The sequence below is a fragment of the Bradyrhizobium sp. P3_C3 genome (assembly GCF_056402655.1).
Window position 1 is genome coordinate 1 of sequence record NZ_JBFUGY010000002.1, and the last position, 25,323, is coordinate 25,323.

The 25,323-nt window shown below is 64.7% G+C and carries 21 protein-coding genes and 1 pseudogene; 13 read left to right on the forward strand and 9 right to left on the reverse strand.

The window, feature by feature from the left end:
* The 7 genes and pseudogenes from AC1DW2_RS02535 to AC1DW2_RS02565 all read right to left on the reverse strand — a co-directional run.
* Positions 1-190 (reverse strand): annotated as a pseudogene (locus tag AC1DW2_RS02535) (IS5/IS1182 family transposase); the annotation flags it as partial.
* An 81-nt stretch (positions 191-271) separates the two neighbouring features.
* Positions 272-1,045 (reverse strand): SDR family NAD(P)-dependent oxidoreductase, encoded by a 774-nt coding sequence (locus AC1DW2_RS02540; protein ID WP_477005155.1) that lies wholly within the window; start codon positions 1,043-1,045, stop codon positions 272-274.
* A 161-nt stretch (positions 1,046-1,206) separates the two neighbouring features.
* Entirely contained in the window at positions 1,207-2,349 is a 1,143-nt protein-coding gene (pimD, locus tag AC1DW2_RS02545; protein ID WP_477005156.1) for a pimeloyl-CoA dehydrogenase small subunit, read from the reverse strand.
* Positions 2,350-2,512: 163 nt separating this feature from the next.
* Positions 2,513-3,703 carry a pimeloyl-CoA dehydrogenase large subunit gene (pimC, locus tag AC1DW2_RS02550; RefSeq protein WP_063980946.1) on the reverse strand — a complete coding sequence of 397 codons (1,191 nt, stop codon included), beginning with the start codon at positions 3,701-3,703 and terminating at the stop codon, positions 2,513-2,515.
* A gap of 52 nt (positions 3,704-3,755) precedes the next feature.
* Entirely contained in the window at positions 3,756-4,943 is a 1,188-nt protein-coding gene (locus AC1DW2_RS02555) for an acetyl-CoA C-acyltransferase (RefSeq protein WP_063980945.1), read from the reverse strand.
* Positions 4,940-6,622 carry a dicarboxylate--CoA ligase PimA gene (gene pimA / locus AC1DW2_RS02560; RefSeq protein ID WP_477005157.1) on the reverse strand — a complete coding sequence of 561 codons (1,683 nt, stop codon included), beginning with the start codon at positions 6,620-6,622 and terminating at the stop codon, positions 4,940-4,942. Before pimA ends, AC1DW2_RS02555 begins: the two co-directional genes overlap by 4 nt.
* Before the next feature lie 159 nt (positions 6,623-6,781).
* On the reverse strand, positions 6,782-8,878 hold the full coding sequence (locus tag AC1DW2_RS02565; RefSeq protein ID WP_208088863.1) for a 3-hydroxyacyl-CoA dehydrogenase NAD-binding domain-containing protein: 2,097 nt from the start codon (positions 8,876-8,878) through the stop codon (positions 6,782-6,784).
* A 130-nt stretch (positions 8,879-9,008) separates the two neighbouring features.
* Between AC1DW2_RS02565 and AC1DW2_RS02570 the strand changes: the two genes are divergently transcribed.
* From AC1DW2_RS02570 to AC1DW2_RS02610, 9 genes are all read left to right on the forward strand, one after another.
* Positions 9,009-9,875, forward strand: a complete 867-nt coding sequence (locus AC1DW2_RS02570) for an IclR family transcriptional regulator (RefSeq protein ID WP_028151937.1) — start codon at positions 9,009-9,011, stop codon at positions 9,873-9,875.
* A 66-nt stretch (positions 9,876-9,941) separates the two neighbouring features.
* The gene (locus tag AC1DW2_RS02575) at positions 9,942-10,739 is read left to right on the forward strand and encodes an ABC transporter ATP-binding protein (protein WP_166345288.1); all 798 of its coding nucleotides are present in this window, start codon (positions 9,942-9,944) and stop codon (positions 10,737-10,739) included.
* The gene (locus tag AC1DW2_RS02580) at positions 10,736-11,449 is read left to right on the forward strand and encodes an ABC transporter ATP-binding protein (RefSeq protein WP_014498266.1); all 714 of its coding nucleotides are present in this window, start codon (positions 10,736-10,738) and stop codon (positions 11,447-11,449) included. The genes AC1DW2_RS02575 and AC1DW2_RS02580 overlap by 4 nt, the downstream gene beginning before the upstream one ends.
* A 12-nt stretch (positions 11,450-11,461) precedes the next feature.
* A complete protein-coding gene (locus tag AC1DW2_RS02585; RefSeq protein WP_063980940.1) occupies positions 11,462-12,340 on the forward strand; it encodes a branched-chain amino acid ABC transporter permease in 879 nt (292 codons plus the stop codon).
* A 2-nt stretch (positions 12,341-12,342) separates the two neighbouring features.
* Positions 12,343-13,362, forward strand: a complete 1,020-nt coding sequence (locus tag AC1DW2_RS02590) for a branched-chain amino acid ABC transporter permease (protein ID WP_028151939.1) — start codon at positions 12,343-12,345, stop codon at positions 13,360-13,362.
* Positions 13,363-13,402: 40 nt separating this feature from the next.
* Positions 13,403-14,632, forward strand: coding sequence for an ABC transporter substrate-binding protein (locus AC1DW2_RS02595; RefSeq protein WP_071916729.1), 1,230 nt, complete (start codon positions 13,403-13,405; stop codon positions 14,630-14,632).
* Between the two features lie 142 nt (positions 14,633-14,774).
* Positions 14,775-16,001 (forward strand): ABC transporter substrate-binding protein, encoded by a 1,227-nt coding sequence (locus AC1DW2_RS02600; RefSeq protein ID WP_063980938.1) that lies wholly within the window; start codon positions 14,775-14,777, stop codon positions 15,999-16,001.
* A gap of 240 nt (positions 16,002-16,241) precedes the next feature.
* Entirely contained in the window at positions 16,242-17,471 is a 1,230-nt protein-coding gene (locus tag AC1DW2_RS02605; protein ID WP_063980937.1) for an ABC transporter substrate-binding protein, read from the forward strand.
* A 183-nt stretch (positions 17,472-17,654) separates the two neighbouring features.
* Positions 17,655-18,938, forward strand: coding sequence for a glycerate kinase type-2 family protein (locus tag AC1DW2_RS02610; RefSeq protein WP_477005158.1), 1,284 nt, complete (start codon positions 17,655-17,657; stop codon positions 18,936-18,938).
* A 196-nt stretch (positions 18,939-19,134) separates the two neighbouring features.
* On the opposite strand, the gene AC1DW2_RS02615 is transcribed toward AC1DW2_RS02610, so the two are convergent.
* The gene (locus AC1DW2_RS02615; protein ID WP_038933532.1) at positions 19,135-19,656 is read right to left on the reverse strand and encodes a MarR family winged helix-turn-helix transcriptional regulator; all 522 of its coding nucleotides are present in this window, start codon (positions 19,654-19,656) and stop codon (positions 19,135-19,137) included.
* 177 nt (positions 19,657-19,833) lie between these two features.
* Between AC1DW2_RS02615 and AC1DW2_RS02620 the strand changes: the two genes are divergently transcribed.
* From AC1DW2_RS02620 to AC1DW2_RS02630, 3 genes are read left to right on the forward strand one after another with little or no spacing between them, the layout of a single operon-like run.
* Positions 19,834-20,874: a branched-chain amino acid ABC transporter permease gene (locus AC1DW2_RS02620; protein WP_477005159.1), complete on the forward strand. Its 1,041-nt coding sequence runs from the start codon at positions 19,834-19,836 to the stop codon at positions 20,872-20,874.
* Positions 20,875-20,879: 5 nt separating this feature from the next.
* Positions 20,880-22,649, forward strand: coding sequence for a branched-chain amino acid ABC transporter ATP-binding protein/permease (locus tag AC1DW2_RS02625; protein ID WP_477005160.1), 1,770 nt, complete (start codon positions 20,880-20,882; stop codon positions 22,647-22,649).
* Positions 22,646-23,377, forward strand: coding sequence for an ABC transporter ATP-binding protein (locus AC1DW2_RS02630; RefSeq protein WP_247316114.1), 732 nt, complete (start codon positions 22,646-22,648; stop codon positions 23,375-23,377). The genes AC1DW2_RS02625 and AC1DW2_RS02630 overlap by 4 nt, the downstream gene beginning before the upstream one ends.
* A gap of 192 nt (positions 23,378-23,569) precedes the next feature.
* Here the strand turns inward: AC1DW2_RS02630 and AC1DW2_RS02635 are convergent, their stop codons facing one another.
* A complete protein-coding gene (locus tag AC1DW2_RS02635) occupies positions 23,570-24,205 on the reverse strand; it encodes a pyridoxamine 5'-phosphate oxidase family protein (protein WP_477005161.1) in 636 nt (211 codons plus the stop codon).
* A gap of 121 nt (positions 24,206-24,326) precedes the next feature.
* Between AC1DW2_RS02635 and AC1DW2_RS02640 the strand changes: the two genes are divergently transcribed.
* Positions 24,327-25,211: a LysR family transcriptional regulator gene (locus AC1DW2_RS02640; protein ID WP_477005162.1), complete on the forward strand. Its 885-nt coding sequence runs from the start codon at positions 24,327-24,329 to the stop codon at positions 25,209-25,211.
* Positions 25,212-25,323 lie beyond the last annotated feature (112 nt).

Sequence of the window (25,323 nt, forward strand, 5' to 3'; positions counted from 1 at the left end):
CACGAAACAGCACCAGCACCGGATAGCCTGGTCGACCGGGGCTCCCTTCATCCCGCAAATGGCCGATCAGCTTCTCGAACCGGTACCACTTGACCAGGCCAGCCAGCCGATCCAGCGCCGCATTGGCGCCGGCGCCCTTCGGCATCAGCGCTTCCACAAAGCTCGGCTGTCCCGTCCGCTTGACCGCCATCGCTACCCTCCAAGGCTTTGCCCTAGGGAATCACAATTGACGAATTACGCAACAGGCCCACAAGGGGAGAGGGGAAGAAGGCTACACCGCTGCCGTCGTCACGCCGCCGTCGATGACGATGGTCTGGCCGGTCATGAAGCTGGACGCGTCGGAGGCGAGGTAGGCGACGGCGCCGGCGATTTCGTCGGGTTCGCCGATGCGGCGAAGGGGCGTGGTGGCAGTGCGGCGCTTGAGGTTGGCTTCGTCTTCCCACAGCGCGCGGGCGAAATCGGTCTTGACGAGGCCGGGCGCGATGCAGTTGACGCGGACGCCTTTCGGGCCCCATTCGCCGGCGAGCGAGCGGCACAGCGCGAAGTCGGCGGCCTTGGAGATGCCGTAGGCGCCGATCACGGTCGAGCCGCGCAGGCCGCCGATCGAGGAGATGATGACGACGGAGCCGCTCCCACGCTCGGCCATCTGCGGGATCGCGAGCGCCGAGAGCCAGATGTTGCTCTTGACGTTACTGCCCATGATCTTGTCGAAGGCCTCGTCGGTGATGTCGAGCAGCGGGCCGTAATACGGGTTCACGGCGGCGTTGCAGACGAGGATGTCGATCTTGCCGTAGTGCTTGATCGTGCCCGAGATCAGCGCCTCGACCTCGGCCTTGCGCGCGATGTTGCAGGGAATGACGATGGCATCGCCACCGGCCGCGATGATGCCGTCGGCGACTTCCTTGCAGGCGTCGGCTTTCCGTGATGACACCACGACCTTGGCGCCGAGTTTTGCGAGCAGTTCCGCCGAAGAGCGGCCGATGCCGCGGCTGGAGCCGGTGACGATTGCGACCTTGCCGGTGAGATCGAACGGGGTGTTTTTCATTGTTGTTGCTCCGCTGATTCCATTTACTCGATGTCATCGCCCGACTTGATCGGGCGATCCAGTATTCCGCGGCTGAAGTTGCGTGAACGAACTGCCGCCGCGGAGTACTGGATGCCCCGGTCAAGCCGGGGCATGACAGTCTTCGCGTGGCCTCGATCAACTCAGATCAACCCGCTCCCATCCGCCACGCGGCGCTGGTGGTAGTCAGTGTCGCCAAAGCTGTTCTCGATCATGGTGAGGCGCTTGAAGTAGTGGCCGATCTTCGCCTCCATGGTCATGCCGATGCCGCCGTGGAGCTGGATCGCCTGCTGTCCGACGAACTTCAGCGACTTGCCGATCTGCACCTTGGCCGCGGCAATCGCATTGGAACGCTCCTTGGCGTCCTCGAAATCGCCGGCCATGGTCGCGAACATCGACATCGATCGCGCCTGCTCGGCGGCGACGAACATGTCGGAGGCGCGGTGCTGGAGCGACTGGAACGAGCCGATCGCGACGCCGAACTGCTTGCGCGTCTTGATGTACTCGACCGTGGTCTTGAGCGATTCGTCCATCAGCCCGACGGCCTCGGCGCAGAGCGCGATGCGGGCTTCGTCGACGACACGCTCGATCAGCGCGAGCGAGTCGTCGGGATTGCCGAGCGCAGCATCCGCGCCGACCTCGACACCGGTGAAGGTGATGTCGGCGGCGTGCAGGCCGTCCTGGGTCGGGTACGACTTCTTGGTCACGCCCTTGGCATTGGCCGGCACCAGGAACACGCCGATGCCGGACTTGTCGCGGCGGTCGCCCTTGGTGCGGGCGGTGACAATGAGAGTTTCCGCGTTCTCGCCGTTGAGCACGACGAATTTCTCGCCGTCGATCACCCAGCCGTCACCCTTCTTCTTCGCCGTCGTGGCGACGTCGAACAGGTCGTAACGCGAGTTCTTCTCGAGCTGGGCGAACGCCAGCGTCTTGCTGCCGTCGATGATCCCGGGCACGTGCGCGGCCTTCTGCGCATCGGAGCCGGCGTGGCGCAGGAAGCCGCCGCCGATCACGACCGTTGCCAGATACGGCTCGAGCACCAGCGCCTTGCCGAGCGCCTCCATCACGATCATGGTCTCGACACCGCCGCCGCCGAAGCCGCCATCGGCCTCCGCGAAGGGCAGGCCGAGCAGGCCCTGCTCGGCGAGCTTGCCCCAGACGACCTGGCTCCAGCCGCCCTTCTCCTTCATGTACTTCTTGCGGCTCTCGAAATCGTAGGAATCGGTCAGCAGGCCGTCGATGCTGTCCTTGAGAAGCCGTTGCTCCTCGTTCAGATCAAAATCCATGTTTCTCTCCAAATCGGCGGGAATTGCCCTGCCGTCGCCTTACCCTCAGACGTCATCCCCGCGAAGGCGGGGATCCAGTAAACGCAGCCGCCTGCCGTACTCGCGACCGCCGCGGCGTACTGGGTCCCCCGCCTTCGCGGGGGACGACACCGTCATTGTTGACTCACAGCCCCAGCACCGCCTTGGCGATGATGTTGCGCTGGATCTCGTTGGAGCCGCCGTAGATCGAGACCTTGCGGTTGTTGAAGTAGCTCGGCGCGATCTGGGCGGTCCACTCCATGGCTTCGTTCGAGCCGTCGTCGCCGTGCACGTCGTACGGTGCTGCGAACGGACCGATCACTTCCATCAAGAGCTCAGTGGTGGTCTGCTGGATCTCGGAACCCTTGATCTTCAGCACCGAGGACGCCGGATTGGGCTTGCCCTTGCCGTGCTTGCCCTCGTCGGCGACGACGCGGAGCTGCGTCAGCTCGAGCGCCTTCAGCTCGATCTCGCAGGCCGCCAGCTTCTCGCGGAACGCGGCGTCCTGGATGATCGGCTTGCCGCCGGATTCGACCTTGCCGGCCAAGTCGCGGATGCGGCGCAGCCGCTCCTTGGAGACGCCGACCCGGGCAATGCCGGTGCGCTCATTGCCGAGCAGGAATTTGGCGTAGTCCCAGCCCTTGTTCTCCTCGCCGATCAGGTTCTCGTAGGGCACCTCGACGTCGTCGAAGAACACTTCGTTGACCTCGACGCCGCCGTCGATGGTCTGGATCGGACGCACGGTGACGCCCTTCGACTTCATCGAGAACACGATGAAGGAGATGCCCATCTGCTTCTTGGCGGAGGGGTCGGTGCGGCAGAGGCAGAAGATCATGTCGGCGTGCTGGGCGAGCGTGGTCCAGGTCTTCTGGCCGTTGATGATCCACTTGTCACCCTTGCGCTCGGCCTTGGTCTTGAGCGAGGCGAGATCGGAGCCGGAGCCGGGCTCGGAGAAGCCCTGGCACCACCAGTCGTCGACATTGGCGATGCGCGGCAGATACTGCTTCTTCTGCTCTTCGTTGCCGAAGGTGTAGATCACGGGGCCGACCATGCTGACGCCGAAGGCGAGCGGCTGCGGCGCCGGATAGGACTGCAGCTCCTCGTTGAAGATGTAGTGCTGCACGGAGGTCCACCCCGTCCCGCCATACTGCTTCGGCCAGTGGCTGACGCCCCAGCCCTTCTTGTTGAGGATGCGCCACCACGTCACCATCTCGTCCTTCGAGAGGTGACGGCCCTCGACCAGCTTGCGCCGCGTATCCGGCGGCACGTTGTCGCGGAAGAATGAACGCACTTCCTCGCGAAACGCCTGCTCTTCCCTAGTGAATGCGAGATCCATCGGATCCTCCTGTGAGCTTCTTTGTTTCGTCGCCGTCAGGACGACGGTGAAATTACTGCAACACCTCGAACAGCCCGGCCGCGCCCATGCCGCCGCCGACGCACATGGTGACGACCGCATACTTGGCCTTGCGGCGGCGGCCTTCGATCAGGGCGTGACCGGTCAGGCGCGCGCCCGACATGCCGTAGGGATGGCCGACCGAGATCGCGCCGCCGTCGACGTTGATCTTCTCGGGGTCGATGCCGAGCTTGTCTCGGCAATAGAGCACCTGCACCGCGAAGGCTTCGTTCAGCTCCCAGAGGCCGATGTCGTCGACGGTGAGGCCGTGGCGCTTGAGCAGGCGCGGCACGGCGAAGACCGGGCCGATGCCCATCTCGTCCGGCTCGCAGCCGGCGGAGACGAAGCCGCGGAAGATGCCGAGTGGCTTGAGGCCGCGCTTGGAGGCTTCCTTGTCGCTCATGATGACGGAGGCGCTGGCGCCGTCGGAGAGCTGGCTGGCATTGCCCGCGGTGATCGAAAAGCCTTCGCCGCGCACGGGCTTGAGGCCGGCAAGGCCTTCAGCCGTGGTCTCGGGGCGCGGGCCTTCGTCCTGCGACAAGGTCACTTCCTTCATCGACACGGCGCCGGTCGCCTTGTCGGTGACCGCCATCTGCGTCGTGATCGGCGCCAGTTCGTCCTTGAACTTGCCGCCCTGCTGGGCCGCGGCGGTGCGGCGCTGGCTCTCCAGCGAATATTCGTCCTGCTTCTCGCGCGAGATGCCGTAGCGCTTGGCGACGACCTCGGCGGTGTCGATCATGGGCATGTAGACCTCGCCCTTGATCTTGAGCAGCGCCGGATCCTGGGCGTGGAAGCCGTTCATCTTGTCGTTCTGCACGAGGCTGATCGACTCGCCGCCGCCGCCGACCGCGATCTCGACGCCGTCGAAGATCACCGAGCGCGCGGCAAGCGCGATGGCCTGGAGGCCCGAGGCGCATTGCCGGTCGATGGTGGTGCCGGCGACGGTCACGGGGAGACCTGCGCGGAGCAGCGCCTTGCGCGCGATGTTGCCGCCGGTCGCGCCCTGCTGCAGCGCCGCGCCCATCACGACGTCCTCGACCTCCTTCGGATCGACCTTGGCGCGAGCGACTGCCTCGCCGATGGCGTGGCCGAGCAGCGTCGCACCCTCGGTGGCGTTGAGCATGCCGCGATAGGCCTTGCCGATCGGGGTGCGGGCGGTGGAAACGATGACGGCGTCGGTCAAGAGCGACCTCCTGATGGGTGTTGGGTGGATTGTGCTGGTTTCTGCTGCTGGCGCAATTCGTGGCGCGACAATTTTCCGACCGGCGTGCGCGGCAGATCGTCGACGAACTCGACTGCTGCCGGCAGCTCGTGCTTGCCGACCTTGCCGGCGAGCTGCGCGCGCAGCTCGTCGAGCGAGAACGGTTTTGCGTCCGGCTTGAGCTTGACGAAGGCCTTGGCGGCCTCGCCGCGATACTGGTCGGGAATGCCGAGCACGATCACCTCGTGCACGCCTGGAATGGTGTAGATCGCCTGCTCGATCATCTGCGGATAGACATTGAAGCCGCCGGAGATGATCATGTCCTTCTTGCGGTCGACCAGGAAGAAATAGCCGTCGGTGTCGACATAGCCGATGTCGCCGGTGAGGAAGCGGCCGTCCGAAAAGGACTCCGCGGATTCCTTCGCCTTGTTCCAGTAGCCCTTGGTGACGTTCGGGCCCTTGATGCGGATTTCGCCGACTTCGCCCGGCGGCAGAACTTTTGTGGGGTCCTCCAGCGAGACCACATCCATCTCGATGCCGGGCAGCATCAGGCCGATCGAGCCGGGCTTATCCGGCCCTGTGGGCGGATGGCCGGTGCCGGGTGAACAGGTCTCGGTCATGCCCCAGCCGCTGCGCAGCTTCTTGCCGACCTTGCGCTCGAAGAAATTCGCGATCTCCACCGGCAGCGGCGCGCCGCCGGAGCCGATGACGGCGAGCGAGGAGAAGTCGCGCTTGTCGAGATCAGGCAGCGCCGCGATCGCGATCCACATCGTCGGCACGCCCGGGAAGTACGTCGCGCGCTTGATTTCGATGTCGCGCATCACCGCCTGGACATCAAAACGCTGGTGGAGCGAGATCAGATTGCCGCGGCTGAGCGAGGACAGCAGCACGACGGTGAGCGCATAGATGTGGAACAGCGGCAGCACGCAGATCACGCGCTCGATCACGTCGCCGCGCGCCGCACGCGACGGCTTGCCCCAGACATCGTAGATCGACACCGCGGAGGTGAGATTGCCGTGGGTGAGCATCGCGCCCTTGGGCAGGCCGGTGGTGCCGCCGGTATATTGCAGCAGCGCGACGTCGTCCGCCGTCACGGACGGCCACCCAGCCGGCGCGGTCGCGCCCTCGACGAAGCTCTTGAAGGTGACGATGCGGGGATCATCGGGGATCGGCGCCTGCGGCGTGCCGAGCTTGCCCCAATCGTCGTCCTCGCAGACGACCAGGCGATCGATCAGGCCCTTCTCCAGGAACTTCAGCGCGGTCGGCAGCAGCGCCGCGAGGTTGGAGGTGACGAGCAGGCGCGAGCCGGAATCCGAGACCTTGTGCGTCAGCGCGATCTCGCCGTCGAGCGGGGAGAGATGCGCGACGCGGGCACCGGCCTTGAGCGCGCCGAAGAAATTGACCGGATGGTCCGGCGTATTGCCGAGGAACAGCGCCACGGAACTGGTCTTGCCGCAGCCGGCGCGCAGGAACGCCGCTGCCGCGCGCTCGGCCATGGCGGCGAGCTCGGTATAGCTGATCGGACGATCGCGGAATTCCAGCGCGGTGCGCGGGCCGAAATCGGCGGCGGCGTTCGACAAAAGGTCAGGCAGCGAGCCCTGGACGATGGTGTCGTCCCAATGCACGCCCTCGGGATAAAACTGTTCGCCGGGATGGGTCATTATTCTTGATTGGTTGAGCGAGCAACTAACAGAGACCGTCATTCCGGGGCGCGACAAAGTCGCGAGCCCGGAATCCATAACCACCAGCTGGGGTTATGGATTCCGGGCCTGCGCCTTGCGGCGCATCCCGGAATGACGAGGGTTGAGATGAAGCGGCCATCACGCCGCCTTCGACGCCGCGGCCAGCGACGCGAACGTCTTGCCTTCGGCCGCGAGCTTCTTCAGCAGCGGCGCGGGCTCGAGGCTCGGATCGTTGGTCTCCTTGGCGTAGAAGGAGAGACGATCGGCGATGTGCTTGAGGCCGACGGTGTCGGCCCAGAACATCGGGCCGCCGCGGTAGATCGGCCAGCCGTAGCCGTAGAGCCAGACCACGTCGATGTCGGAAGGACGCGCCGCGATGCCCTCTTCGAGGATCTTCGCGCCCTCGTTGATCATCGGGTACATCATGCGCTCGAGGATCTCCTCGTCGCTGACGACGCGCTTCTTGCGGCCGAGACGGAGCAGCGTCTCGTCGATCAGCTTTTCGACCTCCGGATCGGGCAGCGCCGAGCGACTTCCTGCTTCATACTTGTAGTAGCCCTTGCCGGTCTTCTGGCCGAAGCGGCCGGCTTCGCAGAGTGCGTCCGCGATCTCCGACTTGATGCCGCGGTCCTTGCGCGAGCGCCAGCCGATGTCGAGGCCGGCGAGGTCGCCCATCGCGAACGGTCCCATCGGCATGCCGAATTTGGTGACCACGGCGTCGACCTGCTGCGGCAAGGCACCTTCGAACAACAGCTTCTCCGACTGCTTGCCACGCTGCGCCAGCATGCGGTTGCCGACGAAGCCGTCGCAGACGCCGACCACGGCCGGCACCTTCGCGATCTTGCGCGCGATGGTCACGGCGGTGACCAGCGCATCCGGCGCGGTCTTGTCGGCGCGCACGATCTCGCACAGCTTCATGACGTTGGCGGGCGAGAAGAAGTGCATGCCGAGCACGTCCTGCGGCCGCTTGGTCGACTTCGCGATCTCGTCGATGTTGAGGTAGGAGGTGTTGGAGGCGAGCACGGCGCCGGGCTTGACGTATTGGTCGAGCTTACCGAACACTTCCTTCTTCACCGCCATGGTCTCGAACACGGCCTCGATCACCAGGTCAGCATCACCGACGTTCTCGATGCCGACGACGCCGTTGATCAGCGCCATGCGCTTGGCGGGCGCGTCGGCCGGGATGCCGCCGCGCGCCGCGGTCGCTTCCCAGTTCTTCTGCATGATGCCCATGCCGCGCTTGAGCTGCTCCTCGCCGGTCTCGATCAGGGTGACGGGCACGCCGGCATTGGCAAAGGACATCGCAATGCCGCCGCCCATGGTGCCGGCACCGAGGATGGCGACGCGGTTCACCGGCCGCGACTTGGTGCCTTCAGGGACGCCGGCGATCTTGCTGGCCTCGCGCTCGGCGAAGAAGGCATAACGTTGCGCCTTGGACTGGTCGCTGGAGACGAGCTTGAGGAAGCCCTCGCGCTCCTTCTTCAGCCCCTCGTCGAACGGCAGGTCGATGGCGTAGCCGACGGCGTCGGCGGCGGCGAACGGCGCTTCCAGGCCGCGCGCCTTCTTGGTCATGGCGGCGACTGCATTGGTGAAGATCGAGCGGTCGGCCTTGGCCGCCGCGAGCTTGGAATCGTCGTCGCGCAGGCGCCGCAGCGGGCGCTTCTCGGCGAGCAGCTTGCGCACGAAGGCTTCGCCGCCGGAGGCCGGACCTTCGACGATCTCCTCGATCAGGCCATTCTTGAGCGCTTCGGCAGCACCGATCGGATCACCGCCGACGATCATCTTGACTGCGAGTTCCGGCCCGACCGCGCGCGGCAGGCGCTGGGTGCCGCCGGCGCCCGGCAGCAGGCCGAGCTTCACCTCGGGCAGGCCGAGCTTGGCTTCCTTCACGGCCACGCGGAAATGACAGGCCAGCGCGACCTCGAGGCCGCCGCCGAGCGCGGTGCCATGGATCGCGGCAACGACCGGCTTTGGCGAGTTCTCGATCTCGGCGAGGACGTCGTTGAGGGCGGGCGGCTTCGGGGGCTTGCCGAACTCGGTGATGTCGGCACCGGCGATAAAGGTGCGGCCGGCGCAGGTCAGGACGATGCCCTTGATCGCGGGATCGGCGATCGCGGCCTTGATGCATTCGAGAATACCGCCACGCACTGCGGCACTCAGCGCATTGACCGGAGGACTGTTGACCGTGACGATCCCGACTTCGTCATGACGCTCAAGCTTGACCACTTCGCTCACGGCTTCCCTCCTTGGTGGGGATTTACTTTTGTTCGATTTCGCGGTGCGGAATTTAATTCCGCATCTTGACGGCAGGGTTATTTTGAAGCACGGACGTTGTCAACGACTCCGCGCAAGAAGCAGATCAGGGATGAAGCGTACAGGCAAGAAGACTGCGACCGATCGGAATTTCGTCGTCGCGCTTTCCCGCGGACTAGATGTATTGCGCGCATTCCAACCCAGCGACGGACTTCTCGGCAACCAGGAGATCGCCGCGCGGACTAACCTGCCCAAGCCGACCGTTTCGCGCCTGACCTACACGTTGACGAAGCTCGGTTATCTGACACCGGTTCCCCGTTTCGAGAAGTATCAGCTCGCGCCCGCCGCGATGGCGCTCGGTTATGCGGCGTTATCCAATCTCGGCGTTCGGCATTTGTCCGAGCCATTTCGCGAGGAATTGATGCGCGCGACCGGCGGCGCCGTCGCGATCGGCGGCCGCGACCGTCACAGCATGATCTATTTCGGGCAAAGTCGCGGCAGCGAGACGGTCGGCGTTCAACTTGACGTCGGCTCCCGCGTGCCGATTGCAACCAGCGCGATGGGCCGCGCCTATTTCTGGGCGCTCGACGAAGAAGGCCGCGCCGAGGTGTCCCGCATCCTGCGCGAACATTACGGCAGCCGCTGGCCGAAGATGCGCGACGGATTGGAACGTTCCGGCGAGACCGTTGCGAAATACGGTTTCGCGATGTCCGTCGGCGACTGGCACGACGACATCGGCGCCGCCGGCGTCGCGCTCAAGCTCAACGACGGAACCGGACCTTACGCGTTCAATTGCGGCGCGCCCGCATTCCGCTTCACGGAAGAGCGTTTGATCAACGACATTGGACCGCGTCTGCTGGCGATGGTAAGGAACATTGAAGCGGCACTCGGGGGACTGATGCCGCAATCCAAAAAAGAAGTCAGCAAAAAGCTGAAATCAGGAGGAAAAGTTGCGCGTGTGGCCGAGGGGTTCAGATAGCCTTTGTCATCACCGGGAGCGGTTCGCATCGCCCCTTCGCCCACTGACGTGTGTGGGCGAGACGAGATGACGCAGGCACAGCTCGCGCGGGGGACATCGCCCCTGCTCGCGGTTCGCGACGTCAGCGTCGTGTTCGGCGGCATCATCGCGCTCAACGGCGTGTCCTTTGACATGCACAAGGGCCAGATCCTCGGATTGATCGGCCCCAACGGCGCCGGCAAGACCACGCTCTTCAATTGCCTCTCGCGGCTCTATCAGCCGTCGTCGGGCGACATCCTGATGGAAGGCGTGAGCATCCTGTCGCGGCCTCCGCACCGGATCGCCGAGATCGGCATCGGCCGCACCTTCCAGAACGTGGCGCTGTTTCCGAACCTCTCGGTGATGGACAACGTCCGCGTCGGCGCCCATTCGAAGACCTCCAGCGACATCATCAGCGACTCGCTTCGGCTCGCCTGGGTCCGGCGCAGCGAGACCGAGGTCAACAAGAAGGTGCAGGAGATCCTCGCCTATCTCAAGCTCGAGGACGTCGCCCACACCATCGTGTCCGGCCTGCCCTTCGGCACGCAGAAACGCGTCGAGCTGGCGCGCGCGCTCGCGGCCGACCCGAAGATCCTGCTGCTCGACGAGCCGGCCGGCGGCCTCAACCACGAGGAAGTCTATCTGCTCGGCGACCTCATCCGCCGCATCCGCGACGACCGCCACATGACCGTGCTGCTGGTCGAGCACCACATGGGCCTCGTGATGTCGATCGCCGACCACGTCGTCGCGCTGAATTTCGGCAAGAAGCTCGCGGAAGGCACGCCGGCCCAGGTGCAGGCGGACCCCGACGTCATCAAGGCCTATCTCGGGAGCAAGGACCAATGACGACGCTGCTCAACGTCAAGGACCTGCGCGCCTATTACGGCCAGGTCCAGGCGCTCCATGGCCTGTCCTTCTCGCTCAACGAAGGATCGTTGACGACGCTGCTCGGCGCCAATGGCGCCGGCAAGACCACCACCCTGCGCGCGATCTGCAACATGGTGCGTTCCACCGGCGCGATCGAGTTCGAAGGCAAGCCGCTCAGCAACCGCTCCACCGAGAGCATCGTGCGGTTCGGCATCGCCCACGTGCCGCAGGGCCGCGGCACCTTCACGACCATGACGGTCGAGGAGAACCTCCAGCTCGGGGCCATCACCCGCAAGGACAGCGCCGGCATCGTCTCCGATATCGAGCGCATGTACGCGCATTTCCCGGTGCTGAAGCAGCGCCACACCCAGCAGGCCGGCACGCTCTCGGGCGGCGAGCAGCAGATGCTCGCGGTCGCCCGCGCGCTGATGCTGCGGCCGCGCCTGATGCTGCTCGACGAGCCGTCCTTCGGACTGGCACCGCTGGTCGTGCGCGACCTGTTCGGCATCCTCGGCAAGATCAATCGCGAGGACAAGGTGTCGATCCTGGTGGTCGAGCAGAACGCCCAGCTCGCGCTCGAGCTCGCCGACCAGGCCTATGTGATCGAGACCGGACGCATCGTGATGTCGGGCAATGCCAAGGACATCGCGAACAACGAAGAAATCCGCAAATCCTATCTGGGTTACTGAGGAGCCGGCACGATGGAGCTGTTCACCAACCAAGTGCTGGCCGGCATCGCCACGGGCGCGATCTACGCCTGCATGGCGCTCGCCGTGGTCATGATCTACCAGGCGATCGACCATCTCAACTTCGCGCAGGGCGAGATGGCGATGTTCTCGACCTTCATTTCGTGGCAGCTGATGCAGTGGGGCGTGCCTTACTGGGCCGCCTTCATCCTCACGCTGGCGCTCTCCTTCGTCGCCGGCATCGCGATCGAGCGCATCCTGTTCAAGCCGCTGGCGAAAGCGCCGGTGCTGACCAACGTCGCCGGCTTCATCGCGCTGTTTGCGATCATCAACTCCTCGGCCGGCCTGATCTGGGACTTCACCATCAAGCAGTACCCGACCCCGTTCGGCTCCGCGCCGTTCCTGGGCAGCCAGCTGATCTCGACCCACCAGGCCGGCATGATCGGCGTCACGGTGCTGCTGCTGCTCGGCCTCTACTTCTTCTTCCAGTACACGCGCATCGGCCTTGCCATGCGCGCGGCCGCCTCGGTGCCTGAATCGGCCCGCCTCGTCGGCATCAACACGAGCTGGATGATCGCGCTCGGCTGGGGCATGGCGACCGCGATCGGCGCGATCGCCGGCATGCTGATCGCCCCCGTCGTGTTCCTCGAGCCCAACATGATGGGCGGCGTGCTGATCTACGGCTTTGCCGCCGCGGTGCTCGGCGGTCTCACCAGCCCGTTCGGCGCCGTGGTCGGCGGCTTCCTGGTCGGCATCTTCGAGAACCTCGCCGGCACCTACATCCCCGGCGTCGGCAATGAGCTGAAGCTCCCGATCGCGCTCGCGCTGATCATCTCCGTCCTGGTCGTCAAACCCGCTGGCCTGTTCGGCCGGCACATCGTCAAGCGAGTTTGATCATGAGCGCTGCAGAAGAAGTCGTTGCAGAAGGCCACGAGGCGGTCGAGGCTGTTCCGAAGCGGGCCATGACGCTGGGCACCGGCACCTCGCTGGTGGTGCTCGCGGCACTGCTGATCGCACCCGTTTTCGTCAAGAACTTCATCATCTTCCAGATGACGATGCTCCTGATCTACGGGCTCGCGGTGCTGGCGCTGAACATCCTGACCGGCGGAAGCGGCCAGTTCTCGCTCGGCCAGAGCGCGTTCTACGCGGTCGGTGCCTATACGACAGCGGTGCTGATGGAGCACTTCAACGTCAATTACGCGCTGACGCTGCCGATCGCCGGCGTCGTCTGTTTCGGCTTCGGCTTCCTGTTCGGGCAGCCGGCGCTGCGGCTCTCCGGCGTCTACCTCGCGCTTGCGACCTTCGCGCTCGCCACCGCCATGCCGCAGCTCCTCAAGCTGAACTTCCTCGAGCACTGGACCGGCGGCGTGCAGGGCCTCGTCGTCACCAAGCCGGATGCGCCGTTCGGCCTGCCGATGTCGCAGGACATGTGGCTGTACTACTTCACGCTCGTGGTCGTGATTGCGATCTACATTTTCTCGGTGAACCTGCTGCGTTCCCGCTCGGGCCGCGCCTTCATGGCGATCCGCGACAACGAGATCGCGGCCTCCGCGATGGGCGTGGACGTCGCGCTGTACAAGACGCTGGCCTTCGGCGTCTCCGCCGCCATCACCGGCATCGCCGGCTCGCTTGGCGCCATTGCGGTGCAGTTCGTCGCGCCCGACAGCTACACCATCACGCTCGCAATCTCGCTGTTCCTCGGCATGGTCGTCGGCGGCGTCGGCTGGCTGCCCGGCTCGATCGTCGGCGCCGCCTTCATCATCTTCGTGCCGAACATCGCGGAGGGCATCTCCAAGGGCCTCTCCGGCGCGGTGTTCGGCGTGCTCCTGTTCCTCGTCATCTACCTCGTGCCGCATGGCGCAAGGCAAGTCGCGATCCTGGGCCAGCAACTCGCCGGTCGGCTCAGGAAGAACTGAAACGTCCATCCAGACTGTTGTTTTAACCAAGGAGACCCAATTGCTTTTCGGAAGAATACTGCGAACCACCGCACTCGTAACGGCGGTCGCGACCCTCACCTCCGGCGCAGCACTTGCTCAGAAGAAGTACGACACCGGCGCGTCCGACACCGAGATCAAGATCGGCAACATCATGCCGTACAGCGGTCCGGCGTCGGCCTATGGCATCATCGGCAAGACCGAAGAAGCCTATTTCAAGATGATCAACGACAAGGGCGGCATCAACGGCCGCAAGATCAACTTCGTCACCTATGACGACGCCTATTCGCCGCCGAAGGCCGTCGAGCAGGTCCGCAAGCTGGTCGAGAGCGACGAAGTGCTGGCCGTGTACAATCCGCTCGGCACGCCCTCGAACACCGCGATCCAGAAGTACCTGAACGCCAAGAAGATCCCGCAGCTGTTCGTCGCCACCGGCGCCACCAAGTGGAACGACGCGAAGAACTTCCCCTGGACCATCGGCTGGCAGCCCTCCTACCAGAGCGAAGCGCAGATCTACGCGAAATGGCTGATGAAGGAAAAGCCGAACGCCAAGGTCGCGATCCTCTACCAGAACGACGATTTCGGCAAAGACTACCTCAAGGGCACCAAGGACGGTCTCGGCGCCAAGGGCGCGTCCATGATCATCATGGAGGAGAGCTACGAGATCTCCGAGCCGTCGATCGACGGCCACATCGTCAAGATCAAGGCCGCCAATCCCGACGTGCTGCTGATCTACGCGACGCCGAAGTTCGCGGCCCAGACCATCAAGAAGACCGCCGAGCTCAGCTGGAAGCCGCTCCAGATCCTCACCAACGTGTCGATCTCGGTCGGCAGCGTGATGAAGCCGGCCGGCTTCGAGGCCTCGCAGGACGTGCTGTCGGCGGCCTATGCCAAGGATTCCACCGACCCGCAGTGGAACAACGATCCCGGCATGAAGAAGTGGAACGAGTTCGTCGACAAGTACATGCCTGGCGCCGACAAGACCGACACCGGCATGGTCTACGGCTACGGCGCGGCGTCGACCCTGGTCAAGACGCTGGAGATGTGCGGTGACGACCTCACCCGCGCCAACCTCATGAAGCAGGCCGCGTCGTTGAAGGACTTCGCACCGGACACCCTGCTGCCCGGCGTCAAGATCAACACCAGCGCCACCGACTTCGCCCCGATTTCGCAGCTCCAGATGCAGCGCTTCAAGGGCGAAAAGTGGGAACTGTTCGGCGAGATCATCAGCGGCGACGTCGCTTCCGAGTGACGCTGACGCAATAGTCCAAGTCTGGTCAGTTCAAGTCTAGTCAAATCTGACAAAGCCCCCGCGGGCGACCGCGGGGGCTTTTTGTTGACGTCAGGCGTCAATCTTGTTCAATGCGGCGCCGATCCATTCCGGGTGGAGAAAGATGACTGTCGTTCGATTTCAGGTTGCGGCCGTTTCGGCCGCGCTCGCGTTGTGCACTGCGATGAGCAGCCCGGCACTGGCGCAAAAGAAATACGACAGCGGCGCTTCCGATACCGAGATCAAGATCGGCAACATCATGCCCTATAGCGGGCCGGCGTCCGCCTACGCCGCGATCGGCAAGGCCGAGGAAGCCTATTTCAACAAGATCAATGCCGAGGGCGGCATCAACGGCCGCAAGATCAAGTTCATCTCCTACGACGACGGCTATTCGCCGCCGAAGACGGTGGAGCAGGCGCGCAAGCTGGTCGAGAGCGACGGCGTGCTGCTGATCTTCGGCTCGCTCGGCACCTCCACCAACGGCGCCATCCGCAAATACATGAACGAGAAGAAGGTGCCGCAGCTGTTCGTGGCGAGCGGCGCCTCCAAGTGGAACGATCCGAAGCAATATCCGTGGACCATGGGCTGGCAGCCGAGCTACGCCAGCGAGGCGCGCATCTACGCCAAATACATCATGAAGGAGAAGCCGGACGCGAAGATCGGCGTGCTCTACCAGAACGACGATTTCGGCAAGGACTATCTGAGAGGGCTGAAGGACGGCTTAGGGGCCAAGGCGTCGATGATCGTGCTCGAAGACGGCTACGACACGTCGGAGCCCGCGATCGACGAGCACGTCGTGAAGCTGAAGGCCTCGGGCGCCGACGTCTTCCTCAGCATCACCACGCCGAAATTCGCGGCGCAGGCGATCAAGAAGGCGGCCGAGATCAACTGGCATCCGGTCCACATCATCTCCAACGTCTCGGCGTCGGTCGGCGGCGTGCTCGAGCCCGCGGGCCTGGAGATCTCGCAAGGCATCCTGTCGGCGAGCTACACCAAGGACGGCTCCGACCCGCAATGGAATGCCGATGACGGCATGAAGAAGTTCTATAATTTCCTCGCGCAGTACGACCCCAAGGCCAACAAGCTCGATGCCGGCGTGGTGTTCGGCTATGCCGCGGCCCAGACCATGGTGAAGGTGCTGCAGATGTGCGGCGACGAGCTCACCCATGAGAACGTCATGAAGCAGGCCGCTTCCTTGAAGGATTTCGAGCCCGACACGCTGCTGCCCGGCATCAAGATCAACACCTCGGCCGATAATTTCGCCCCGATCGAGCAGCTCCAGATGATGCGGTTCAAGGGCAGGAAATGGGAGCTGTTCGGCGACATCATCTCGAGTGAGCTCGGCCACTGAAGCCGCGCAACTCAAAATCGCCACCGGCTGTTTAATCAACTCAAGACAGCGGCGCCGTCTCGCAGTCGCACACCAGCGCGCGCCGGTCCTTGACTACTAAAGGAGCAGCCCCTGCGACACAGCCGCGGGGGCTTTCTGTTGAAGGCTCCCGGTAAATCGTATTGAATTGCCTCCGCGCCGCCAAAAATCATCAAGCCAAGAAAAGGGACGCACACACACCAAGAAAATAGGGAGATAGGAATGCCCGCTGTCACCGGCAAACTTGCGGCCGCGTCACTGGCGCTTGCGCTCATTGCGGCCTCGGCCTCCACTGCATCGGCCCAGAAGAAATACGATACCGGCGCGACCGACACCGAAATCAAGATCGGCAACATCATGCCCTACAGCGGACCGGCCTCCGCCTACGGCATCATCGGGCGGACCGAAGCCGCCTATTTCAAGAAGATCAACGACGAGGGCGGCATCAACGGCCGCAAGATCAATTACATCTCCTATGACGACGCCTACTCGCCGCCGAAGACGGTGGAGCAGGCCCGCAAGCTGGTCGAGAGCGACGAGGTGCTGTTCATCTTCAACTCGCTCGGCACGCCGCCGAACTCGGCGATCCACAAATACATGAACTCGAAGAAGGTGCCGCAGCTGTTCGTCGCGACCGGCGCCACCAAGTGGAACGATCCGCAGAACTTCCCCTGGACGATGGGCTGGCAGCCCAATTACCAGAGCGAGACGCAGATCTATGCGAAGTGGCTGCTCAAGAACAAGCCGGACGCCAAGATCGCGGTGCTTTACCAGAACGACGATTACGGCAAGGACTATCTCAAGGGCCTCAAGGACGGCTTAGGGTCCAAGGCCGCCTCGATGATCGTCATCGAAGAGAGCTACGAGACCTCCGAGCCGACCATCGACAATCACATCGTCAAGCTGAAGTCGACCGGCGCCGACGTCTTCATGAACATCACGACGCCGAAATTCGCCGCGCAAGCGATCAAGAAGAATGCCGAGATCGGCTGGAAGCCGCTGCACTTCCTCAACAACGTCTCGGCCTCCGTCGGCAGCGTGATGAAGCCGGCCGGCTTCGAGAACGGTCAGGACATCATCTCGGCCGACTATCTCAAGGACGTGTCGGATCCCGCGTGGAACAACGATCCCGGCATGAAGGAGTTTCTGGCGTTCATGACCAAATACTTCCCCGAGGGCGACAAGCTCGATAAGGGCACGATCGTCGGCTATGCCGTGGCGCAGACACTGGTCCAGGTCTTGAAGCAGTGCGGTGACAATCTCACGCGCGAGAACATCATGAAGCAGGCGGCGAACGTGAAGGACTTCCGCACCGAGGCGCTGCTGCCGGGCGTGAAGGTCAACACCTCGCCGACCGATTTCGCGCCGATCAGCCAGCTTCAACTCGAGAAGTTCAAGGGCGAGAAGTGGGAGCTGTTCGGAGACGTGATCAGCGCCGACGTCGGCGGCTAACCCCAAACGACAGAGAGCCCCCTGCGCAGCCATCGCAGGGGGCTTTTGCTTGCGCGCGGATTATGATCACGCGATTGCACAATCGAATGATGGTAAAGCCCGCTTACGCTTTGGCGCCTGATGCGGTAGGCAGGGAGCCGGCGATTTTGTCGCCATCATTTCAGTTCGCTGAAGGCCTTCGCCATGACCGACCGACGTCCCCTGCTCCGCGCGCTTTACGACGCCGCCGTTGCCGCCGCCCATCCCAGCACGATTCTGGCGCCGCATCTGCGGCCCGCACCTAAAGGGCGCGTGATCTGCCTCGCCGCCGGCAAGGGCGCGGGTGCGATGGCCGCGGCCGCCGAACGGCATTATCTCGACACGCTCAAGCTCGCGCCGGAGCGCCTCGTCGGCATCGCCACCACGCGCCACGGCTACGGCGTGCCGACGCGCCGCATCCGCGTGGTCGAGGCCGGCCATCCCGTGCCCGACGAGGCCGGCCTGAAGGGCGCCGCCGATACGCTCGCGCTCGCGAGCGAGGCCGGGCCCGACGATCTGCTGCTGGTGCTGCTCACCGGCGGCGGCTCCGCGAACTGGATCGCGCCGGTGGACGGCATCAGCTTCGCGCAGAAGCAGGCGGTCAACAAGGCGCTGCTCCGCTCGGGCGCGCCGATCGGCGAGATGAACACGGTCAGGAAACATTTGTCGCGGATCAAGGGCGGCCGGCTGGCGCGCGCCGGCAAGAATGCCGCCGAGATCGTGACGCTTGCGATTTCCGACGTGCCGCACGACGATCCGTCCGCAATTGCTTCCGGCCCCACCGTGCCCGATCCGACCACGCTGGCGGATGCGCGCGCGATCGTCGCGAAGTACAGGCTCGCCATCGACGACGCCGTCCGCCGCGCGCTCGACGATCCCGCCAACGAAAGCGCCAAGCCGGGTGATGCCGCCTTCGCGCGCGCGCATTTCGAGCTGATCGCGCGGCCCAAGCAATCGCTCGACGCCGCGGTGAAGCTCGCCAAGGAAGCCGGCTACGAGACCATCGATCTCGGCGCCGATCTCGAAGGCGAGGCCCGCGAGGTCGCCGCCGATCACGCCAGGCTTGCGCTTGAGGCACGCGCGCAAGGCAAGCGCCTCGCGATCCTCTCCGGCGGCGAGCTCACCGTGACCGTGCGCGGCAATGGGCGCGGCGGCCCCAACCAGGAATACGCGCTGGCGCTCGCCGGTCTGTTGAAGGACACGCCTGACATATCCGCTCTCGCCGGCGACACCGACGGCGCCGATGGCGGCGCCGGCCATCCCACCGATCCCGCCGGCGCGCTGATTGATGCTGCGACGTTCGCGAAGATGAAGGCGCTGGCGCTTCAGCCGCAGGCGTACCTGGACAACAACGACGCGACGACGTTCTTCGAGGCGACCGGCGATCTGCTGATGCCGGGACCGACGCTGACGAACGTGAACGATATCCGGGTGATTTTGGTGGATTGAGGCGCCTGCCCAGGTCTCACTGTCATTCCCCGCGACCCGGCTACGCCAAGGCTTCGCCGGGGTTGAGGTCCAGGGGCGCCGAAGCTTTAGCGTAGGCGGCAGGCGGGGAATCCAGTACGCCGCGGCCTATCGGTTCGATCACAAACGTCTCGGAGTACTGGATCGCCCGGTCAAGCCGGGCGATGACAGCCGGGCCTCAAAACTCGTTCGCGATCTTCGAGAGCATCCCGATCAGGGCTTCGCGGTTGGACTGCCCGAGCAGCTCGTTCAGCCGGGACTCGTGCTTGGTGGCGACCAGCTTTTTCGCCCGGGTCAGCACGGCCTTGCCCTTGTCGGTCAATACCAGGATGTGCGAGCGGCGGTCGTTGGTGGAGCGGATCCGCGCGCAAAGGTCGCGGCTCTCCAGATTGTCGAGCATCGCCACGAAGTTCGGGCGCAGGATGCCGAGCGTCGAGGCGATCTCGGTCTGGTTACGGCCCGGATTCTTCTCGACCAGCAGCAGCACGGAGAACTGCGCCGGCGTGAGCTGGAGCGAGGCCATGCAGCGCAAAAAGTTCTCGAACACCTTGAGCTGCGCCCGCTTCAGCACGTAGCCGAGCTGCTCGGAGAGCTCGCCAAGCTGGAGGGCTTCAGGCTGGGCCTCGGCCGCGTCCTTGCGGCCCTTGGCCGCGTCGCCGGGCTTTTCAGAAGACTTTTCAGCGGTTTTGGAAACGGTCATCGCCTCGTGCTCGTGATCCCGCTAAATTCGGGGCGGGTCGTCCGCCCCACCCTTGAAGTTATATTTGATAATTGTTATGGACCATATCAAATATCGTCAGCGTTTCAATGGCTGTGAGCGGACCGTCCACCGCAATTGCGGAGCCCGGTCCCGATCTTTGAGGGGGAGCGTCCGGTCTTGAATACCACCATCATGCTGTTCCTGGTACAGGACGGCATCACCAATGGCGCGATCTACGCGCTGCTCGGCCTGGCGCTGGTGCTGGTGTTCGCCGTCACCCGCGTCATCCTCATTCCCCAGGGCGAATTCGTCACCTACGGCGCGCTGACCTATGCCTCGCTGGCCGCGGGCCAGATGCCGGGCACGGCAAAGCTCGCGTTGGCGCTGGGTATCGGCGCCTTCGTGTTCGACCTGTTCGTGGCGCGCAAGGCGCTGCACGGCCGCCTGATCGTGCGCAGCCTCGTCACCAACGTCGTGCTGCCGGCCATCGTGCTGGCGCTGACCATCTACTTCGCCGCCCAAAAGCCGCCGGTGGCGGTCTGCATCGCGCTGTCGCTGGTGATCGTGGCGATGATCGGCCTCTACCTCTACCGCATCGCGTTCCAGCCGCTGGCGCACACCTCCGTACTGGTGCTGCTGATCGCATCGGTCGGCGTCCACCTCGCGCTGCAGGGCCTCGGCCTGCTGTTCTTCGGCGCCGAAGGCCAGCGCGGACCTGCCGTGCTGTCCGGCTCCTTCACCGCCGGCGCACTGCGCTTCACCGGCCAGAGCATCACCGTCTACGGTATCACCGTCGCCTTCATCGTCGGGCTCTGGCTGTTCTTCGGGCTGACGCTCTACGGCAAGGCGCTGCGCGCGACCGCCGTGAACAGGCTCGGCGCCCGCCTTGCCGGCATCCGCACCACGCTGTCCGGCCAGATCGCCTTCCTGCTGGCCTCCGTCATCGGCGCGCTGTCGGGCATCATGATCGTGCCGATCACGACGCTCTATTACGACTCCGGCTTCCTGATCGGCCTCAAGGGCTTCGTTGCCGCGATCATCGGCGGCCTCGTCAGCTATCCGCTCACCGCCGTCGCGGCGCTGGTCGTCGGCATCGTCGAGGCGTTCTCGTCCTTCTACGCCTCCAACTACAAGGAAGTGATCGTCTTCATGCTGCTGATCCCCGTGCTGCTGCTGCGCTCGCTCGCCGCGCCCGCGGTCGAGGAAGAGAAGGACTGACGCGCATGCAGAGCCGGCTTCCCATCCTCGTCTTCGCGCTTCTCATGGCGGCGATCCCGTTCGTTCCGGGCATGCCGCCGTTCTGGATCGTGCTGCTCGACAATATCGGCCTGACCGCCTTGGTCGCGATGGGCCTGGTGCTGCTGACCGGCGTCGGCGGCCTCACCTCGTTCGGTCAGGCAGCCTTCGTCGGCTTCGGCGCCTACACCACCGCGGTGCTGTCGACGAGTTACGGCCTGTCGCCGTGGCTGACCCTGCCGCTGTCGCTATTGGTCAGCGGACTATTGGCCGTGCTGCTCGGCCTCGTCACGGTCCGCCTCTCCGGCCATTATCTGCCGCTCGGCACGCTCGCCTGGGGGCTAGGCCTGTTCTATCTCTTCAGCAAGCTGGAATTTTTGGGGAGGAACGACGGCATCTCGGCGATCCCGCCGCTGTCGATCGGCTCGTTCAAGATGCTCTCGCCCGGCTCGATCTATTACGCGATCTGGGTTGCCGTCATCCTCTCGGCTCTGCTCACGATGAACCTGCTGGATTCCCGCACCGGCCGCGCCATCCGCGCGCTGCGCCGCGGACACGTCGCGGCCGAAGCGTTCGGCGTGCACACGCCGCGCGCGAAGCTCCTGGTGTTCATCCACGCCGCGGTGCTCGCCGGCCTTTCCGGTTGGCTCTATGCGCATCTCCAGCGCGCGGTGAACCCGACGCCGTTCGGCGCGCAGGCCGGCATCGAATATCTCTTCATCGCGGTGGTCGGCGGCGCCGGCTATGTCTGGGGCGGTGTGCTGGGCGCGGCGATCGTCGTGGTCCTGAAGGAGGTGCTGCAAAGCTATTTGCCGCTGATCCTGCCGGGCTCCGGACAGGTCGAGACCATCGTGTTCGGCATCATGCTGGTGGCGCTGCTCCAGCTTGCGCCMGGCGGCGTCTGGCCCTGGCTGATGTCGTTCCTGCCCGAGCGAACCAGCGGCAGGAAGCCGGACACCTCGCTGAAACTGGAGCAGCGCACCCGCGCAGCCGACCAGTCCGGCGTCCTGCTCCAGGTCGAGAAGGCGCGAAAACAGTTCGGCGGCGTGATCGCGGTCAACAACGTCTCCTTCGACGTGCAGGCGAAAGAGATCGTCGCGTTGATCGGACCGAACGGCGCCGGCAAGAGCACGACATTCAACCTGATCACCGGCGTGCTGTCGGCGACATCAGGCTCGATCTCGGTGCTCGGCAAGAAGGTCGACAGGGCGCCACCGCAGAAGATCGTCAAGCTCGGCATCTCCCGCACCTTCCAGCATGTGAAGCTCGTCCCTGATATGACCGTGCTGGAGAATGTCGCGATCGGCGCGCATCTGCGCGGCCATTCGGGACCGATCTCCTCGATGCTGCGGCTCGACCGCGCCGATGAAGCGAAGCTGCTCGCGGAGGCCGCCCGCCAGATCGAGCGCGTGGGCCTCGCCGAGCAGATGCATCAGCTCGCAGGCTCGCTCTCGCTCGGCCAGCAGCGCATCGTCGAGATCGCGCGTGCGCTGTGCGTCGATCCGATGCTGCTGCTGCTCGACGAGCCGGCCGCCGGCCTGCGCCACATGGAGAAGCAGCGCCTTGCCGCGCTGCTCCGCGAGCTGCGCGACGGCGGCATGAGCGTGCTCTTGGTCGAGCACGACATGGGCTTCGTGATGAACCTCGCCGACCGCATCGTGGTGCTCGATTTCGGCACCAAGATCGCGGAAGGCACGCCCGCCACGATCAAGACCAATCCCGAAGTGATCAAGGCCTATCTCGGAGTGGCGGCATGAGCGCGCTGTTGTCCGTCGCCGACGCACATGTCGCCTATGGCAAGGTCGAGGCCGTGCGCTCGGTCTCGCTCGAGGTCGGGGCCAACCAGATCGTCACCATCGTCGGGGCCAATGGCGCCGGCAAGACCACGCTGCTCTCCGCCATCATGGGCATCTTGCCGCTGAAGGGCCGCGTCGCCTTCGCCGGGCAGGATCTGTCACGGCTCGACATCGAGGACCGCGTCGCGATGGGGCTCGGCCTCGTCCCCGAGCACCGCGAATTGTTCGTGACCATGAATGTCGAGGACAATCTCGAGCTTGGGGCCTTCCGCATCGAGCGCAGCAAGGCGAAAGCCTCGATGGAACGCGTCTACACGCTGTTTCCGCGGCTGAAGGAGCGGCGCAAGCAGTTGGCGGGCACCCTCTCCGGCGGCGAGCAGCAGATGCTCGCGATGGGCCGCGCGCTGATGGGCGAGCCGAAGCTCTTGATGCTGGACGAGCCGAGCCTCGGCCTCGCCCCGATCATCGTCGCCGACATCTTCCGCATCGTCACCGAGCTGCGCGCCAGCGGCGTCTCCGTGCTGCTGGTCGAACAGAACGCGCAGGCCGCGCTGAAGATCGCGGACCAGGCCTATGTGATGGAGCTCGGCGAGTTCGTGCTCAGCGGCAAGGCGAGCGATGTCGCGGCGAACGAGCGCGTGGCGGCCAGCTACCTCGGCTTCCAGCACGAAGGCGCGAGTGTGATCTGATTTCTTGGCTGGCTCCTCTTCCTTCTCCCTCGTTGGAGAAGGTGGCGCGCGTAAGCGCGCCGGATGAGGGGTTCTCTCCACGAATGACGACGTGGGACCATCGCCGGTAGAGAGACGCCCCTCACCCGTCTCGCGGCTACGCCGCGAGCCACCCTCTCCCGCAGGGGGAGAGGGTGTACCTTGCGAGCCGCGCTAGCTTTCGCTTGAAGGCAGACTCGCTTTTCCCTTCAACGCCGCGACCTCCGCTTCCAGCTCCACGATCCGCTGGTCCCTCGCCGCCAGCGCTGCCGCGACATCCGGCGCATCGAACTTCTGCGGAATGTGCTGCGGGCAGTTGGTGTCCCACGCTGCGATCTTGAACAGGATCACCTGCTCAGGGCGCGCGCGGTACCCCTTGGGCATCAGCGACGTCGTCAGCGCCTCGTCGTCCTCGACGACGCGCGCCTCGCCCCAGATCTTGACGCGGCGGCGATGGGCGTAGTCCATCACGAAGATATAGGCCTTGGGATTCTCGGACAGGTTTCCCTGCGTGATGTATTGCCGGTTGCCGGCGTAGTCCGTGAAAGCCAGCGTCTGCTTGTCCAGCACCTTCAAAAACCCCTTGGGGCCGCCGCGGTGCTGGATGTAGGGCTGGCCATCGCCCGACGCGGTCGCGAAATAAAAGCTGTTGGCGTCAGCCAGGAACGCCGCAAGGTTCTCGTCGACCTCGGTGCGCCATCCGCGCTGCTCGGCATGAGCATAGCCTTCGCGTGATCCCTTTCGTGTCTGGATCGATTTCACCGCCGGCGTGAACGCCACGTCGCTGGCGTAGGTGTGAGTTGCCGTCATCGGAACATCTCCTGAAATCCCGGCGCATCCCTGCGTCTTTCGCTATCTAAGGTGGACCTTCCGGCGGGCAAAACAATCTTGCCACTTGACACTTCATCATTGCGATATATGCAATAATACCATGGATCGCCTCGAAGCCATGCACGTCTTCGTCACCGTCGCCGATCTGCGCGGCTTTGCGCCGGCGGCGCGCAAGCTGCAGCTGTCGCCGTCGGCCGTGACGCGGCTGATCGCGGCGTTGGAGGAGCATCTCGGCGCGCGGCTGCTGCAGCGCACCACCCGGCAGGTGAGATTGACCGATGTCGGCACGCGCTATCTGGAGCGCGCGCGGCGCATCCTCGCCGATGTCGAGGAGGCCGACGGCTCCGCGCGCGAGGAGCGCAACCGGCCGAGCGGCCGTCTGGTGGTGTCGGCGCCCCTCGGCTTCGGGCGGCTGCATGTCTCGCCGGTCATGACCGATTATCTCAAGCGCTATCCGGAGGTCGCGGCCGAGCTCAGGCTCTCGGACAACCTCGTCAATCTCGTCGAGGACGCGGTCGATGCCGCGGTGCGGATCGGCCATCTCGCCGATTCTTCGCTGGTCGCACGCCAGGTCGGCGAGATGCGGCGGATCACGGTGGCGACGCCGGGCTACCTGAAGCGCCACGGCGAGCCGAAGACGCCACAGGAATTGCTCGCGCACCAGACCATCGCGTTCGGCCCCTACGCCAATTGGCACTTCGTGCAGGACGGCCGCGATATCGAGTGGACGCCGACGCCACGTTTTACCAGCAACAGCGCCGACGCCGCCCTGCAATATGCAGAAGCCGGCGGGGGCATCACGCGGGTGCTGGCCTATCAGGCCGCGGAGGGCCTGAAGCGCGGGCGGCTCAAAATCGTGCTGGCGAAATACGAGCAGCCGGCGCTGCCGATCCACATCGTCTATCCGACCTCGCGCCTGCTCTCGGCCAAGGTGCGTGCATTCATTGATTTGGTGGTGGAGACGGCGGAGTGGAAGTTTGGGTGAGGTGCCTGTGTCCCGGACGCGCTGCAACGCGTAGCGTTGCTGCGCAGAGCCGGGACTCAGAAGGCCAGCGCATGGGCTGCGGATGGATGGGTCCCGGCTCTGCGGAGCGGCA